We start from the raw sequence: 14,362 nt of genomic DNA on the forward strand, positions 1-14,362 counted from the left end.
TCGGGTGGAAGCCGGGGCCGGTGTCCGTTTGCGGCGTCCCTGACAGGCGGTTAAAAAACCAGCTTGAGTTTGGCGTAGACGTAATCCCTGTCCGCATACTGGCCGAAAACGGTCGTCTCCTCATCGCCGTCGAAGAGTACCGCGCCGATGCTCGTCTGGGCCCAGGCCACCGGTTTGTATCCGATTTCCAGATGGTGCCGCTGGTCGTTGTCCTCGAACAGCACCATGAAGCGGTACCACATCTCCACTTTTGAATCCATGAAGCTGTAACGTCCATATGCGGTCATGCCGGTCTGCGATTCGGAGGCGGTCATCCGCGGGTCGTGATCCACAATATGGCTCCCCACGAATTGAAGGTTCAGGAACAGATTGCGCACGAACAGGTCGTTTTTGTCCATTCCGACCACATATTGCAGCTGATCCTTCTCCACCACACCGCTGGGCGTGTCCAGCAAAAGCGTGGGGTCCTCCTCCCAGTCCAGTGAGAACCAGGCGCCGTCGGTCTGGTAGGCCGCCTCGGCGCGCAGAACGACGGATCCGAACGATCGCTCCACATCGGCGCCGTAAAGGGTCATGCGCGGGTGGGTCGCATTCACGGACAGGGGAATCACGGGAAGCCCGTAAACCGGATCCGGGGCCAGCCGGTTGACCGCATAGGTCGGACTGGGGTCGTAGCCGTGAAAGGCATACAGGGAGATGTCCGCCTTTAACAGGGAGAGCATGAGACGGCCGCCGAGTCCGGCATCGAGGGACCACTCGTCCGGTTCGTCTTCGTCATCGATGGCGATGCCGGCGTCCACGAGCTGGCCAAGCAGCCTCGGTTCAAAATAGTCGCCCGGTCCGGGGGTGTCGCTGGCTTCGAAATAAGGCGACCAGAAGCCCTCGAAGCGGACGCTGCGGTTGACCTGCATGTCGATGAACGCCCCCACCCGACCGGTCTTGCGATCGTTCATGTCGTTAAAGTACAAGGCGGTCAGATCCTGCGGCGAGACCCGGTCGACCGGCCTGATTTCGTCTCCCTTGCCCCAGTAGAGTATTTTCTTGCCGATGACGATATCCGCATAGGCCATGCCCGGGGGCCGAAGCTGAGTGGTGGCGTAGAGTTCGCGAAGATCCGCACCTGCCTCGGCATCTTCTTCAAGGTCCTGGTAATCCAGGCGGAAGCGGCCATCGACGCCGATGGCACCGATTTCTCCCCATCCCTTCAGGTCCAGCCGGTTGCTGGTGTGCCAGTCGTCATCGTAGTCATTGGGCGCCCAGATGCTGCCGATCAGTTCTCCCTCGTAGCGCACCGGAAGGCCCGCCTCGGTGTCGTCGGCCTCGGTGTCGTCGGAATCGTTAAGGGGAACGGCACCGGCGCCGGACTCATTGAGGAGATCCTGCATAAAGGCATCTTCTTCCCCCTCTTCATCCGCTTCCGTATCCGCTTGCGCCCACAGGCCGGCCACCTCCGGGTTTTCGGTGCCGTCGGGCGGTTCCGATGAACCAAAGCAGGCGGGGACCATCATGTTCAGCACGACGATCAGCACTGCGATAGTCGGGGTCGTCCACGCCCCGGCACCTAAAATTTTTCTTTCCATGCCGCCCCCATTTTCTCTTTGTCAAAATCCAGCCCGTCGATACCGCTGTCCACGTCGGCACGGATGACCTCCAGGATGGTGGTGTGGTTTTCGAGAAGATCCCTGGCCACGGATTTGAATGGAATGTGGATACCGCCCATGGGGCGCACATCTCCGGCGACAATGACGCGTTGAAGCTTGTTGTCCCGGTTGTAAACCTTGACCTGCAGGGGGATGAATGTCTCCTGGTCAAACCAGACGATCCGTTTGGGAAAACGTGCGTCGTCCGCTTTGGCCCTGGCCGTCACCTTGAAACAGGCATGTCCGGCCAGGGTGGCGTCGCGGCCGCGTTTATAGGAGTATTCGTCAAGTTTGATGCTCCCCAGGTCTTCGTTGGTCAGGTCGGTGTCTTCGAAGTTGTTCTGCCGGTCCTGTGAGGCAATCTGGCGAGGACGCCCGATGGCCGGCACGTAAAGATACTGGTCGTCTGTGGGGCCATGGGTCTCTATGGTCAGAAACGTCAGCCCCCGCTTCAGCGAATCGGTGAATCGAAAGACGATGCGGCTGAGATCGCCCTCGGTAAATTCCTTGACGATCACCTTGCGCGTATCGCTGACGGCGTCACCGGACTTGAGCGTCATACGGGCGAGCAACACCATATCTTTTTTCGGCCGGTTGAAATCGTCGGCGATGTCGAAAATGAGGCGGCCGTCGGGTTTTGCCGTCGCCCGGTCATAGGGGCCGATTTCAGCTGCATGGCCCGACAGACAGGCCAGCAGAGCAAACAGGGCAGACAACACCAGGGCTTTTTTCATACCTTACTCCTTATGTTTTTTTGAAGGTGGATCGGATCGGTCGGATCTAATCGGTCGGTCAGGGACAGTACCGCCGGCAACAGGGTCAGGGATGCGGCCGACGATGTCAGCATGGTCAGGGCGATGAGAAACCCGAGATTCACCAGGGGAACAAACGCGGAAAGCATCAGAACCGAAAAACCGGCCGCGACGGCCGACGCGTTGATACAGATTGATCCGCCGGTGGTCTCGGCCGTGTGAACGACCGCTTCTTCATGGCGCTGGCCCTCTTCCCGAAACAGCCGATAGCGGTTCAGGTAGTGCAGTCCGTAATCGATGCCGATGCCGATGGCCACACAGGCCGAGATGGCCGTGGCGGCATCCAGGGGGATATCCAGCAGTCCCATGACACCAAAATTGATGACAATGGCCACGCTCAGCGGCAGGATCGAGAGCAGTCCGTAAACCACCGATCGCATGATCAAGGTCACCAGCACCAGGACGATGACCACGGAGACGGCAATGGAACGCAGCTGGCCGTTGACGATCAGGCGCTCCGCTTCGACGTAGAGGGCCCCGATGCCGGTGGTATGCACCTGAACCCCCATTTGATCCAGGCGTTTGCCGATAGGGCCTTCCAGCAGCTCCTGGACGGATCGAAATATCTGGCGAGTGACCTGGCTGGATGCGGTTTTGACCTGCAGCATCAAGGCTGCCTGGCGCTTGTCACCGTCGATAAAGGCGCGGGTGTCGCTGCGCTGGTACTTGTCGATATAGGAGGCCAGGTGGGCTTTCAGCCTGTCGGTGGTTCGCTCGCCGGCCAGATCGGCCACGGTCGGAATCCGGTAACGGGCCGGATCGTTGAAATAGAAGGCCTGGTTCATTTTGCGGATCAGGTCGAGGATGGACAGGGTTTTGCCCACCTCCGGATGGCGCTGCCGGATGGTCTCGCCCAGCTGTTCCATGGCGTCCAGTACCACCGGATCGAGCGCGCCGTTGGCTTCAGGTGCGGAGAAGATGACACGGATATCCACGGTACCGGCAAAATGGCTGTTGATAAACGCGTCTGCCTGGTGGATGGCCGTATCTTTTTTGAAAAAAGCGATATTGTTCATCTCCACGCGAATTCCGGTCAGGCTGATCACCGATACCAGCAGCACCAGCCCACTCGCCAGGAGCATCCCCCCGGGGTGCCTGGAGGAAAAACGCCCAATCCCGCAGATGGCCCGTCTGGCCAGACGGCCATCGAAAACGGGGTTGCCGCTGGGTGGTCGCCGAGGGGCCCGGACCCCGAAGCGCATCAGCAGCGACGGAACCAGGATCAGCGAAACCAGCAGGGCAAAGAAAACACCCAGTGCGGTAAACGAGCCGAAATCCCGCAGGGGCACAATTTCGTTGAAGACCAGTGACGCGAATCCGGCCACCGTTGTCAGGCCGGCCATGACCACACCGCGGCCCGTGCCGTCAAGGGTGTCGGTCATCGCCGCCTTTCGTTGGGCTGTCCCGGCATGGCGATGGACAAAATAGTAAACCAGGTGGATGCCGTATGCCGACCCCACGGCGACCAGAAGGACGGGCATGGCGGTGCCGACCACCGACAGGGGCACGGCAAACAGCGCCATGGCGCCAAGGCACCAGCATACGGCCAGCAGGATCGTGGCCATGGGATAGAGCACGCCGGCCAGGTTGCGAAAGGTCAGGAAAAGGAACAGGGTGACCACCCCGAACACCAGGGGAAACAGGCGCACGATATCCTGGCGCATGTTGTTTCCCACGGCGCGGTCCACCACCGAATAGCCGGCCATATGAATGGGATAGCGGCCGTCCCCAAACAGATCATGCACTTCGGCCTTGATGGCGTCCAGGAGCAGTTCGCGGTTGGGCTGGTCCAGATTCGCCGCGGTGCGCACGACGACCAGGAGGCTTTTTTCGTCCCGGCTGTAAATCCCTTCCCGGAAAAATGACCAGGCATGCAGGCGCTGGCGGATGTGGGCCATGGTGTCGGCCGTGATTTCCCGGGGAACCAGGTCGCCCACCCGGATCTGTTTGGGGGCCCCGGCCAGGGCGCCGGCCAGGGCCCGGGCGGCGTCCGGGGTCAGATGGCCGGCCAGGGACTCCCAGAAAGAACCGGAAATATCGGCCGGTTTGGGAGTGGACGCCCTGAATGCCAAAATGGCATCGGCACCCATGGTACCCGTTTCCAGCAGCGCATCCGCAAACCGGTCCAAATCCGGACCGGCCTTGAGGCCGAAGGGGGCCATGGCGGCCGCGATGCCGGTGTGGTCGGTGAATTCCGGCCAGACCGTATCGGTTTCGGTCAACGAGATCACATCGTCGACCCAGGACCCGTACACATGGCCGCGCCGGTCGGTGGTCTGCCGGGCAACGGCAACCAGTCGTTCGGCCAGGGACGGATCGGCTTTGGCCATGGCGGACAGGCGGTCAGCCAGCTGCATGCACAGGCCGTCCGGGTCTTCCACGGTCAGCAGCGGCGGCAGACTGTCGTAGATGGCCTCCGACAGCTCCTCCGGTGCCGTCAGCCAGTCGGACAGCACCCGGGGGGTAAAATCAGGATCGGAGGAGAGGCTTTGCAGCAACCCGGCCAAAGCCAGCGACTGGTCTGACGAAAGCGAAAGGCGGGTGGACAATTGCCCGGCCGGTATCTGCAGATTGAGCGCCCGGCACCGTCTGCCGAACACGCGAAGGCGGTCGAGCAGATCGGTCTGATAGATGCCCGCCCGGGAGGTAATGGCGATGGCGATGCCGCCGGCATTTCCCAGCAGCTCCTCGGCATCCAGATAGTGGTTTTTCGCCACGTTATCTTCCGGAAGCATGAACATCAGGTCGTTTTGAATGACGATTTCCGGAATGGCCCAGAGCGAAATTGCCGAAAGGGCGATGACGAGCAAAACGATGAGCCGGAACCGGGACGCCAGGGGCATGATAACGGCAGACATGCCGATTGATGGCGAACGTTTATCTCGATGGGGCCTGGACGGGTGCTGCGCCATCCGCCCTTTTGTTCGTGTTGTCACATTTCCTCCGGATCGGCCCCAGGTGTGACTGACATATCAGTCATCAGATGGGGCAAAAAAAAGCCGCCACGGATCAGGTGGCCGGCCGGTTGATTTCCTGGTTGATTGACAGCCTGCGGTTATCCGGACAGGCCGTTGAGCATAAAGTCGGTCATTCTCCAGCTTAATTTATCGATATCGATATCCTGTTTGACTCTCAGAAAATAAAAGAGGCTGCTGTCAAAAAGCCCGATCAGAAAAGTGGCCGTGGTTTCCGCATCTTCAAATTCGATGAGCCCCTTATCTTTGCCGATTGACAGGTAGGTTCCAATCCTTTCGATAAATTCGGAATAGATATTTTCATATACCCCTTTGAACTGCCCGCTATAGCTGCTCCCTTCCACAAAAAGGAGCCGTGCCATTTTATAATTGGCGGTGAAAAGGGTGATCAGCTTACGGATGAATACGAACAGCTTTTCTCTGATCGCTTCAATGGAGGCACCGGTAAACAGGTCGGCGGCATCATCCAGCAGGTTCAAAAACAGGACCCTGAATTCCGAGCAGATGTGGTTGAAAATCTGTTCTTTCGACTGGAAGTGGATGTAAAAGGTTCCCTGGGCGACGCCGGCTTTGGCGACGATATCCGAGATCCGGGTCTTCTGATACCCGTTTTCGTGAAAGACATCGATGGCCGCCGATAAAATCTGCTGTCTGGTTCGTTCCCGTCGCTCGTTCATGTCCCAGTCCGGTGGCTTGATTGCAACTGCGGTCAAAACTGACTGACTCGTCATTCATAGATTGGCCGTGACGGCCTGTCAAGTTAAAAATCGTCGATTCGTGCCTGGCCTGATGGCTCAGTCTTCGGACCTCGGATCTCCGTTGCCGGTCAGCCGACCGCTGCCTGCAGCGGCCAGAAGATCGGCAGCACGATCATCAACACGATCAGCACCACCAGGGTCAGGGGCAGGCCGACCTTGATGTAGTCGATAAACCGGTACCCGCCGGGGCCCATGACCAGTACGTTGGCCGGATGGGAGATGGGGGAGGTGAAACTGGATGAGGCCGCCATGGCGATGCCCATCATCAGGGCGTAGGGTGAGATGCCCAGGCTGGCGGCGGTTTTCAGGGCGATGGGCACCATCAATACCACCAGGGCCGCGGTGGGGATGATGCTGGTGGCGATAAAGGTGATAGCCAGCAGCCCGAACAGCACCGCGTAAGGCCCGAAGGGTCCCAGGATTCCCACCACGCCCTCGGCCAGCAGCCGGGCGGCGCCGGTGTTGTCCAGGGCGGTCCCCAGGGGCAGCATGCCGGCGATGAGAAAAACGGCTTTCCATTCGATGTAGCGGTAGGCCTCCTCCATGGTCAGGCAGCGGGTGAGAACCATGAATGCCGCGCCGATGACCACCGCAATATAAATAGGTACCCAGTCCATGATCACCGGGATCAATACGGCGGCCATGATGGTCAGGGCGAGCTTGGCTTTCTCTTCCCGGGGCGCTTCCTGAGCCGTTTCGGTGAGCACCAGAAAATCCGGTTCGCGACCCAGCAGGTTGAGTTTGTCCCACGGGCCATAAAGCAGCAGGGCGTCGCCGAACTGCAGGGCCATGTCGCGCAGGTCCTCCCGGTAGGCGGTGCCTTTGCGCCAGATGGCCAGAACGGACAGGCCATATTTCTCCCTGAAGTTCATCCCTCGCAGGGTCAGGCCGGAGAGCACGCTGTGGGGGGAAAGGATGACCTCGACCAGGCCCACCTGGTCATCTTCCAGCATGGATAGGTCCGTATGGGGGGCGCCGGCTTCGATGAACATACCTTCCAGGCCTTGCATGAGCAGGATGGAGATCATGTCCGCTGCGCCCCAGACCATCAGCCGGTCCCCGGCCGCGAAACGGTCTTCGGAGGAGGGGATCAGGGCCGAACCGTCTGCGCGCACGATGCAGAGGATCTGAACGTCCACGGCATCTCCCAGGCGGCTTTCGCTGAGGGTGAGCCCGATCAGCTTGGAAGTGTCGGGAACCCTCAGCTGGCGGAGGTCGTGGCCCAGTTTGACGGTGACATCCACATCTTCTCGGGTGAGAATCGTCGGCGGCTGAAAATGAGCATTGTCCGCCAGCCCGGCCAGTTTTTCCGAAAGACCATACACCACCAGCGTATCGCCGGCCTTGAGCGGGCGAATTTTCAGATCCGTATCCAGCCGGCTTTCCCCCCGTTCGATGGCCAGCACATTGAGGCTGAGACGGTTGCGGAAGCCGATGTCCGAGAGGGTCTGGCCCTCATAGGCGCTGCCGGGCTTCAGAATCAGCCGGGCCACCTGCATGCCGTGGGCAGTCAATGCGTCCGGGCCGATGGCATCAGACTCGGTGAGCAGCTGACCCCAGTTGTTCATTTCCTGGATCTGGTCCGGCTTTCCCTCGACGATCAGCAGGTCTTCGGCTTGAATGGTCTCGGTAATCGGGGGCGCCAGCAGTGTTGCCCCGCTGCGGGTGATGCCGACCACGGTAAGCCCCAGGGCCGCTCCCAGCCGGCTTCCGGCCAGGCTCTTGCCCACCAGTGCCGAACCGTCGGGGACCTTGATCTGAAACAGATGCTCATGCAGCCGGTACTGTGATCGGTAATCCGGCTGGCGCCCGGCGGCTTCTCTGGCCGGGTTGCGTTTGGGAAGAAGACGCGTGCCGACCAGGGTGACGAAGGCAACGCCGCAGGTCATCACGACGAGGCCCACAGGTGAGAAGTCAAAGAGCTTGAACGCCACCATGCCGTTTTCCCGCAGGGCTTCGCTGACCAGGATGTTGGGCGGCGTGCCGATCATGGTGGTCAGGCCGCCCAGCAGCGACCCGTAGGCCAGGGGCATCAAAAGGATGGACGGCGACCGGTCGGTCTTGCGGGCGATGTCCATGACCACCGGCAGCATGAGGGCGGCCACGGCCACGTTGTTCATGAAGGCCGACAGCACCCCCGCGATGACCATGATGATTACCACCAGCATCGATTCCCCGCTGCCGGCGACCCTGAGCAGCTGCCGGCCGAGAATATTGGCGATGCCGGTGCGGGTCAGCCCGCCGCTGAGGATGAAGACCGCCCAGATGGTCACCACCGCCGGGTTGCTGAATCCGGCCAGGGCCTCCTTGGGGCTGACGATATCGGTGACCGCCAGCACTCCCATGACCAGCATGGCCAGGACTTCCAGGGGCGCCCATTCGGTGACCAGAAGGACGATGACGGCCGTCAGGATGGCCAATACAGTGATGATTTCAGGGGACATAAGTGTTATAGCCTTTCAGCAGTGCTTTTGGCCGCCCATCCCGGTGGCCGTATGCATGGATTGGTTTCAGGGTCGGCTGGCGCGGCGGCCCTGAGCGGGTGCCTCCACAATCATAAGGGATTGGCCCCGGTTTTCAACAGCGAAACACGCTTACCTGAATTGCCAGCCCTGTCCGGGCTCCTCATGGTCATCGATGAGGAGGTGGATTTTTATCCTACAGCCCTTACCGCCGGTATGGAAACACCTTCTTCGCGCCTGCGCAGAATGCACGGCTTCTCCTTGATCGATGCCGGCAATCGGAAACGGCCGTCATTCATGTTCAACACCTTACCATGCAGCCGGGGCAACGTTTTTCCTGCCGGGGACCCGCGGGGCGGAAATAAACGGAATCGTCGCTCCTGAAAAAAACGAAATGGTCGTTGCCGAGCATCATTGCGGGCAAGGCATGACCAGCGCCCAGGAGTAGCGTATATCCCCACCCGTGCCTGACCGGCTGGGGGGATTACTTCGACCCTCCCGGCTGCCAATTCGGGCCTTCGGGCGGCGGATCCGGAAACGCCGGTGCCTGCCCGGTCAAAAAAGCGCCGATGCCGTGCAGGCACTCTCCGGAGGCGATCAGGTCCACTGCGGTGCGCCGTTCCATATCGAGCGTTGCCTGCAGGGAAAGCTCTCGGCCGGCACGGATGACCGTCAGCGCACTTCTTACCGCCTGCGGGCCGTTGCGCATGATCGCTCCGGCCATTTCGACGGCTGTTTCAAGGGCTTTTCCGGGTGGACTGATTCGATTGGCCAGGCCGATCCGCAGGGCCTCATCCGCGCCGACCCGTCGAGCGGTCAGGATCAGATCCGCCGAGGCCGCCGATCCGATCAGATGGGTCAGGGCCGCCCCCCCGCCCCAGTCCGGCATCAGTCCCAGCCGGACCTCGGAAAAACATAATTCCGCATCCGGATCCATCACGCGAAGGTCGCAGCGAACGGCCAGTTCGGCGCCACCACCGAATGCGCTGCCGTTGATCGCCGCAATGATGGGTACGGGCAGTTCCACAAAACGATCCACGGCCGACCGTACGACCCCGATCGATCGTTCAATGGGCCCCCTTTCCCCCTGCTCCAAGGCACCCATCATTTCGGCGACCATGGGGTTGTCCGGGTTGACATCGAATCCGGCACAAAAGGCGTCCGGCCCGGCCCCGGTGACGACCACCGCCCTCGGCAGGGGCGGCGTGGCGAGTTTTCGGGCGGCATCTTCCAGCGCCCGGAACATGGCCCGGTTAAACGCATTGCGCCGATCCGGACGCCGCAACGACACCAGCGCCAGCGGCCCCTTTTTTTCTACTGCAATCCCTTCGGATGCCATGACTGCGATCTCCTTTTCAGGCTGCCTTTTTGAGAATGTCAAGGCGGATTATGCCCGCTCTGCGTGGCACACACATCCTAAGGGGATACCAGTGGGCCCGCTTAAAATCAACGGACATGGGCTTGACGGAAGTACCAAACCTGCAATGAGTCGGAAATTGTCTGCCTATCTGAAAATAGTGAGATCGCTATATACTTCTTGTATACGGACACCAATCGTAGAAAAAATCAAGGCGGGGCGGGTTGGCCGGAAGAAGCGGCGGAAATTCAGGGCCATGTGCGTGGTTAAATATGACGGCCTGATGTCGCTGCTTATGGCGAAGCGGAAATAAGCAGTTCCCCGCGGCTTGCCGCGGGGAACTGCTTCAATCTGTATGCTTCAAGGGCATAAAAAAGGTTATATCTTAAACTGACCGACGAGAGTATTTAGTTCGGTCGCCATTTTCTTCAGATCCTCGGCATTGATGTTGACCTGTTCGCTGGAGTTGGAAATTTCGCTGGCGCTTTGGCTGACTTCAGTTATGTTTGCGGAGATGCCGTTGGCAACGGACGAACTCTGGTTGACATTCTCGTTGACTTCCTGAATGCCTGTGGATGCCTGTGAAATGTTTTGGGCAATCTCCCGGGTGGCGGAGGATTGTTCATCCACCGACGTGGCAATGGTCCCCACGATTTCATTGATGTTATTGATGACCGAGGAGATCTGGTCAATTTCGGTAACCGTGGAATCCGTGGTGTTCTGGACCTCTTCGATCTGGCGCTTGATATCCAGAGTAGCATCCGATGTCTGCTTGGCCAGTTCCTTGATTTCGTTGGCCACCACGGCAAAGCCCTTACCGGCCTCACCGGCCCGGGCCGCCTCGATGGTGGCGTTAAGGGCCAGCAAGTTCGTCTGCTCAGAAATTTCGGTAATGGTTTCAGTCACCTTGCCGATGGCTTGGGCGGCGATACCCAGGGCGCCCATTTTTTCAGAGGCGCTCCTTGCCTGGCTGACGGCCGTGTTGGAAATCTTTTTTGCCTTGTCGGCATTTCCGGCAATCTCGGTAATCGTAGCGTTCATCTCCTCTGCCGCGGAGGCAACCATGGAAGTATTGGTGCTCGACTGTTCCATGGCGGCGGCGACATTGTTGAGATTGACGTTCATCTCCTCGGCCGAGGTCGCCACCGTCCTGGAATTGGATGACATCTCGACGGCCTCCGTGGACATATGGCCGGCCAACTCGGCCAGTTTGTTGGACGAATCGTTGAGAGATCCCGCATTGCTCAGGACATCACCGATGATGGCCTGCAGTTTTTCAATGAAGATGTTGAACCACTTGGCCATTTCGCCGATTTCATCCCTGGACCCGGCTTCCAGCCGCTTGGTCAGATCGCCTTCGCCTTCGGCGATGTCGCGCAGCATGCTGACCGTGTTGTTCAACGGACGGCTGATGGAACGGGTGACGATGAACCAGGCGAACAGCAGGGCTACTGCGACCACAACGGCAAATATCCCCACATTGACCATACGCTGGATTTTTGACTGGTCGCTGAGGGAGACCAGTTCGGTTTTTAAATCGTTAGCAAGAGCGGTTTTGTATTCCTCCAGCTTCTCACTGAGATGCTGGGTCTTTTTGGCCAATAAAGCCATCTGGGTTTCATCGATATTGCCTTCGCTCATCGCCGCATAGACTTTTTGGGCCGAGGCGGTGAAATCGGCATGCTGTTGAAGGGTTTGCGACATATCCGCTTTTCTGGCCTGATCGATTCCCGGCATGCCGGCGATGGCCTCGAGGTTTTTGGCCACCTCGTCCGCCTTTTCCCGGGTCTTGGAAAAAATCGCGGATTCGCCCATGAGCACGGCATCGTTATACAGTTTGATCTGCTCGTCGAATGCGGTAACTGCGGCGCTGCCCATCATGCTGGCAGGGAATAAATCGTCCGATACGCCATGCAACCGGGTCTCGGTCTCCTGGCCCAAGTGGAACCCGATGGCCATGGAGAAAAAGTAACCGACGACCAGGATGCCGAGGCTGATCCATACTTTTTTGGCAATGCTGAGAAATTTCATTATTTGGTTGTTTCCTTACCGATATTCCTGCGATCGTCTTTTACGAGATGCGGCACCCGTTTTAAATGGAACAACTGTCAGTTTTCAGGCGGCCGGTCCCTACGGCAAGGGCGGTGTGTTCTATGGCGCCCCTGCCGCGGGGCAGGCTCGGTTGCTGGATCAACGATTGCGTTGATAGCAGCCGGTTAAAAGCTGAAGGTGACCTTGGCAGCAAACATCTGCCAATCTTCTTCAAACGTGTGGTTATTATTCGCATCCACGTTTTCCGCCAAGGGCAGAAGGGCCACACCTTCAAACTGGTGGCCTTCGAGCTTGATGGCCCAGTATTCGTTGATATCGAACCGTGTGGTTAGGCAAAAGTCTTTGTTATAGGCTCGATATTGCGGGTCAAGCGGCGCAAATGCACTCGCGGCGGCAGCGGAACCATCACGGTCATCCCTGTCCGGGTAGTACTCGGAGTAGTAGCCGCCCAGCTCGAACCAGTCGGTGAAGCGATAGGTGGCGCCCACATACCAGCCTTCGGATTTATTGTCAAAAGGTGCTCCTGATCCATTAAAGTCGGTCAAATCAAACGGTCCAAAAAACGTGTCAACTGGCCCTGCAGGATATGTATAAGTGCTAGCAATTGACACCTCACGGTTGCTCCAAGTGTACTCGGCCACCAGCACCAGGTTCTCCCATGTGTATTCGACGGAAGCGACGTAGTTTTCCGATTTCAACTCGGTATCATAATATCCTCCATAAGGCACAGGCATAAAAGACCACAGGCCTTCGCCTGCACCGGCATCGATAGTGGAGAACAGGTCCATCTCCGCATACTGGAAGGTGCCGCCAATCCGCAGGCCGTCCAGAGGCGTATCGTAAGTCAGGCTGAAAGCATACTTCTTGTCGACGTCGATATCCTCCGCCGTGACTGAGGTATCAATGGTATTGATGCCCATCAGCGACTGGGCCAGGGACTCATCGGCATCGATATTCTGGGTACCGACCATAGCCTGGTAGGAGATGCCGCCGAACCAGCCCAGATCGACATTGCCGTAAAGCCCGGCACCCATCAGGGAGAGCGCCGCATCACGTTCGATCTCGGGGTATACGCTCTGGGGCAGAAAGACCCAGGTGCGCACCATGTCCACATCGCGGCTTTCGTTGTACAGGCCGTGGGGGGCCTTGATCTTACCGACCCGGATGCCCAGCCAGTCTCTCCAACGGTAGTCGCCGTAGGCCCAGTCGAGGGTGACTTCGTTGTCACCGAAGTCACCCAGATCTCTGGAGAAGAGCTGCATGCCCACGTGCAGTTTGTCGGTCAACTCCTTGCCGAAGTTGATGCCGAATTCGTTGAACTCGAAGGTGCCGTCTTCGGTGCCGGTAACGAAGTTGTTATCTGAAGTGGATAAATAGCCCTGTGAAATGAAACCATGAATATCGACGCCCATGACTTCCGCAGCGTATGCGGAAGTGGTCAGAGTCAACAGGGTAAAGCCGATTAAGATATGTTTGAATGCGTTTTTCATTATTCGTGTTCTCCTTACTGAATGGATAGGGTTTTTGCACTGCCAAGGTCAGCGCCGCCGGCCACATAGCCGATGGCACCGCCGGTTCCGCTCACCTGGCTGACCATCTCCTGATCGTTGGCTGCAGAGACAGGCATTTTACCCTTGCCGGTGAAAACCTGCTTTTTCCAGAACGTCTTGAACTGGTTGGCTGATTTGCCCACGTGGCCTTTCAAAAAGGCCTTATGGGTGGCCGCTTCATCGGAGGTGAAAAAAGTGATGCTCCCACCGCCGTCCCAGCTGGTTTTTTTACCTAAGAAAATGTTTTTGACGTCCGACGCGCTGAGTGAGTCCACCGGAACATCGGCATTGGCAATCAGTACAACATCCTGAGCGCCCACCGCCGGTACAACTAAAAAAACTGCGATTAGCAAAAAAAGAACCCAATTTTTCAAATACTGCATGTGAACATCCTCCTTTAAAATGATGCTGATTCCACATGGATCATTTTTTCAAGCGATATCGAAGCTTTCTGCAGCAAACTTCAGGGGTATATCCATTGAAAGAACGGCACTGTGGCGTAAAAAACCGTGAGCTGGATTTTCTTCCAGAAGCAAAACTTTTCTTTTTCTTGGCTGCACGTTTTCGACAATATCGACGCCAAAGAAGAAAACTTTAGAAAAAGTAGTAATTGTTAGTTGGCCATACAGAGGGTTCTTGGTATCGGAGTTGTCATGCGAACTGGTCAGCAGGCATGGACGCTTTGGCTTGCCGGCATGGTCTAAGTTTTGAAACGTTCAACAATGGGGTTATCAACAGGAAATTTGATAAATTCCA

General features: G+C 58.1%; 9 protein-coding genes. All 9 read right to left on the reverse strand.

Features of this window, described 5'->3' with window-relative positions; translation table 11 throughout:
* Window positions 1–50: 50 nt before the first annotated feature.
* Window positions 51–1,580, reverse strand: a complete 1,530-nt coding sequence (locus DSCA_RS26870; protein WP_155319372.1) for a DUF1302 family protein — start codon at window positions 1,578–1,580, stop codon at window positions 51–53.
* Window positions 1,562–2,374 carry an outer membrane lipoprotein-sorting protein gene (locus tag DSCA_RS26875; RefSeq protein ID WP_155319373.1) on the reverse strand — a complete coding sequence of 271 codons (813 nt, stop codon included), beginning with the start codon at window positions 2,372–2,374 and terminating at the stop codon, window positions 1,562–1,564. The genes DSCA_RS26870 and DSCA_RS26875 overlap by 19 nt, the downstream gene beginning before the upstream one ends.
* The gene (locus DSCA_RS26880; protein WP_155319374.1) at window positions 2,371–5,388 is read right to left on the reverse strand and encodes an efflux RND transporter permease subunit; all 3,018 of its coding nucleotides are present in this window, start codon (window positions 5,386–5,388) and stop codon (window positions 2,371–2,373) included. Before DSCA_RS26880 ends, DSCA_RS26875 begins: the two co-directional genes overlap by 4 nt.
* Before the next feature lie 119 nt (window positions 5,389–5,507).
* The gene (locus DSCA_RS26885; RefSeq protein WP_167527971.1) at window positions 5,508–6,104 is read right to left on the reverse strand and encodes a TetR/AcrR family transcriptional regulator; all 597 of its coding nucleotides are present in this window, start codon (window positions 6,102–6,104) and stop codon (window positions 5,508–5,510) included.
* Between the two features lie 149 nt (window positions 6,105–6,253).
* Complete coding sequence (locus DSCA_RS26890; RefSeq protein WP_155319376.1) at window positions 6,254–8,629, reverse strand: SLC13 family permease; 2,376 nt, start codon at window positions 8,627–8,629, stop codon at window positions 6,254–6,256.
* A 502-nt stretch (window positions 8,630–9,131) separates the two neighbouring features.
* Entirely contained in the window at window positions 9,132–9,986 is an 855-nt protein-coding gene (locus DSCA_RS26895) for an enoyl-CoA hydratase/isomerase family protein (RefSeq protein WP_155319377.1), read from the reverse strand.
* A 396-nt stretch (window positions 9,987–10,382) separates the two neighbouring features.
* Entirely contained in the window at window positions 10,383–12,035 is a 1,653-nt protein-coding gene (locus DSCA_RS26900) for a methyl-accepting chemotaxis protein (RefSeq protein WP_155319378.1), read from the reverse strand.
* 185 nt (window positions 12,036–12,220) lie between these two features.
* A complete protein-coding gene (locus DSCA_RS26905) occupies window positions 12,221–13,546 on the reverse strand; it encodes a porin (protein ID WP_155319379.1) in 1,326 nt (441 codons plus the stop codon).
* Window positions 13,547–13,560: 14 nt separating this feature from the next.
* Window positions 13,561–13,989, reverse strand: a complete 429-nt coding sequence (locus tag DSCA_RS26910) for a substrate-binding domain-containing protein (protein ID WP_155319380.1) — start codon at window positions 13,987–13,989, stop codon at window positions 13,561–13,563.
* Between the last annotated feature and the right edge of the window lie 373 nt (window positions 13,990–14,362).

The organism is Desulfosarcina alkanivorans (assembly GCF_009688945.1).
Classification (GTDB): domain Bacteria; phylum Desulfobacterota; class Desulfobacteria; order Desulfobacterales; family Desulfosarcinaceae; genus Desulfosarcina; species Desulfosarcina alkanivorans.

Bases quoted from the DNA above. Each gene is read 5' to 3' on its own strand.
- DSCA_RS26875 (WP_155319373.1), bottom strand. From the start codon at position 2,374: ATGAAAAAAGCCCTGGTGTTGTCTGCCCTGTTTGCTCTGCTGGCCTGT.
- DSCA_RS26895 (WP_155319377.1), bottom strand. From the start codon at position 9,986: ATGGCATCCGAAGGGATTGCAGTAGAAAAAAAGGGGCCGCTGGCGCTG.
- DSCA_RS26910 (WP_155319380.1), bottom strand. From the start codon at position 13,989: ATGCAGTATTTGAAAAATTGGGTTCTTTTTTTGCTAATCGCAGTTTTT.
- DSCA_RS26900 (WP_155319378.1), bottom strand. From the start codon at position 12,035: ATGAAATTTCTCAGCATTGCCAAAAAAGTATGGATCAGCCTCGGCATC.
- DSCA_RS26870 (WP_155319372.1), bottom strand. From the start codon at position 1,580: ATGGAAAGAAAAATTTTAGGTGCCGGGGCGTGGACGACCCCGACTATC.
- DSCA_RS26890 (WP_155319376.1), bottom strand. From the start codon at position 8,629: ATGTCCCCTGAAATCATCACTGTATTGGCCATCCTGACGGCCGTCATC.
- DSCA_RS26905 (WP_155319379.1), bottom strand. From the start codon at position 13,546: ATGAAAAACGCATTCAAACATATCTTAATCGGCTTTACCCTGTTGACT.
- DSCA_RS26885 (WP_167527971.1), bottom strand. From the start codon at position 6,104: ATGAACGAGCGACGGGAACGAACCAGACAGCAGATTTTATCGGCGGCC.